This window comes from Polaromonas sp. P1_E3 (assembly GCF_056405935.1).
The window spans coordinates 1-2,033 of sequence record NZ_JBFUBD010000447.1 but is presented as its reverse complement, the minus strand read 5'-3'; the positions used below and the strand labels follow the sequence as shown (position 1 = coordinate 2,033).

The following is a 2,033-nucleotide window of genomic DNA, read 5'->3' as shown; positions in this document are numbered from 1 at the left end:
GTGTTACGCTGATCGGCCTTGATGAAGGTTCACAATTAAGCGGCCTTCAGCGCATCGTTGAAAACGATGCCACGCTGGACGAGCCCGATACCGAAACCGATACCGGCACAGACACTCCCAACATCGAAAGTACCTGATGAAAAACTTGCTTACAGCCATCGCGATCACAGCCATGGCCTTTGGTGCCACTGCGGCTCATGCGCAGGCGGCAGATCCTAAAACGGAGTTGGCAAAAAAAGTGGTCGCATTGCAGCAAGGGCCGGAGCTCGACCGTCTGGTAGGCCAGCTTGCGGGCACCACGGCGCAGGAACTCATCGTCAAATGGGCTCCCAAAATGGAGGCCAACGTTCCCAAGGCCAAGCAGCCCAAAGCATCGGAAGACCTCAACGCCGAACTCAAGAAATATACCGAAGATGTGAGCCAGCTGATTGCCAAACAGGTCAGCAAAGTCAGTACCGAATCGCTGGTACCGGCCTATGCAGAACGGTTCACGCTGGAAGAGCTCCAGCAGCTTGCCGCCTTTTTTGAGTCCCCTGCGGTCAAGAAGTACCAGGCCACTGCGCCTGAACTGGGCAATGTCTTTGTGCAAAAACTGGTGGAGGCTACCCGTGCCGATGTCCTCGCGCGCGCAAAGCAGTTTGACGACGTTGCAGTGAAGATCATTGGCACCGGCCCCGCACCGGGAGCAGGCAAGCCGCCCGCCAAGAAATGACCCGCCCTTTCAATTTTTCCGCCGGCCCGGCGAACCTGCCCGAAGAGGTTCTGCGTCAGGCGGCGGGTGAAATGCTGGACTGGCACGGTAGCGGCATGGGTGTGATGGAAATGAGCCACCGTGGAAAGGAATTCATCTCCATCTACGAAACCGCCGAGGCCGATTTCCGCGAGCTTATGGCCGTTCCGGCTCACTTCAAGATCCTGTTCATGCAAGGCGGCGGACTTGCCGAAAATGCCATTGTTCCCCTCAATGTCTCGMAGGGTCGCTCGGCTGATTTTGTAGTAACAGGCAGCTGGAGTGAAAAATCGCAAAAAGAGGCACGCAAGTACTGCGATGTCCAGATCGCTRCGAGCAATGCGGACAACGGACACACGCTGCTGCCGCCTCCGTCCGGCTGGAAGCTGCGGCAGGACGCAAGCTACGTCCACCTGTGCACCAACGAAACCATCCACGGCGTGGAGTTTCAAAGTCTTCCCGACCTGAAGAGCCTGGGCAGCAATGCCCCGCTGGTCATCGATTTTTCCTCCCATGTGGCGTCCCGACAGGTTGACTGGTCTCGTGTCGGCCTCGCATTTGGCGGTGCACAGAAAAATCTCGGGCCTGCAGGCGTCACGCTGGTGGTAATCCGGGAGGACCTGCTCGGTCACGCATTGCCGATTTGCCCGAGCGCCTTTGACTACAAGACCGTGGCAGACAACCAGTCGATGTACAACACGCCCCCCACGTACGCAATTTACATTGCCGGCCTTACCTTCGCGTGGCTCAAGCGCCAGCAAGAAGGCGACGCTACCGGCATTGCCGCAATGGAAGTGCGCAACAAGACCAAGGCACAGCTTCTGTATGACGCCATTGACGGCTCGCAGTTTTATCTCAACAAAGTGGACAAAGACTGCCGATCCAGGATGAATATTCCATTTTTCCTGCGCGACGAGTCACGGAACGACRCATTTCTTTGGGGGGCCAAGGCACGGGGCTTGCTTCAGCTCAAGGGCCACAAGTCAGTGGGAGGGCTGCGCGCAAGCATTTACAACGCCATGCCACTGGCCGGTGTGCAGGCACTGGTGGGCTACATGCGAGAATTCGAACAAAAATACGCCTAGGATGACATGTTTTTTCGCCTTCATTATGGTTCGCCTTTCCAGCAGGCGGGCAGCGCCCGCCGCGTGGCCGGGTGGTCTCTGACATGACCACCAACCTTGCGGATTTACGCGTTCAGATTGATGCACTGGATCGAGAACTGCTCGCCTTGCTGAATCGCCGTGCCCAGGTCGCGGAGCAGGTCGGCGAAGTCAAGAAGCGCGAGGGTACGCCCTTTTTC

The 2,033-nt window shown here is 57.4% G+C and carries 3 protein-coding genes; all 3 read left to right on the top strand.

Annotated elements, in window-relative coordinates:
- The first annotated feature begins 136 nt into the window (after positions 1-136).
- Complete coding sequence (locus AC1D0Z_RS20370; RefSeq protein ID WP_477659984.1) at positions 137-712, top strand: DUF2059 domain-containing protein; 576 nt, start codon at positions 137-139, stop codon at positions 710-712.
- A complete protein-coding gene (serC, locus tag AC1D0Z_RS20365; protein ID WP_477659983.1) occupies positions 709-1,815 on the top strand; it encodes a 3-phosphoserine/phosphohydroxythreonine transaminase in 1,107 nt (368 codons plus the stop codon). Before AC1D0Z_RS20370 ends, serC begins: the two co-directional genes overlap by 4 nt.
- Positions 1,816-1,898: 83 nt before the next feature.
- On the top strand, positions 1,899-2,033 hold a 135-nt coding region (locus tag AC1D0Z_RS20360; protein WP_477659985.1), incomplete at its 3' end, for a chorismate mutase.

Excerpts from the sequence above, each read along its gene's own strand:
- AC1D0Z_RS20370 (WP_477659984.1), top strand. The coding sequence starts at position 137 with ATGAAAAACTTGCTTACAGCCATCGCGATCACAGCCATGGCCTTTGGT.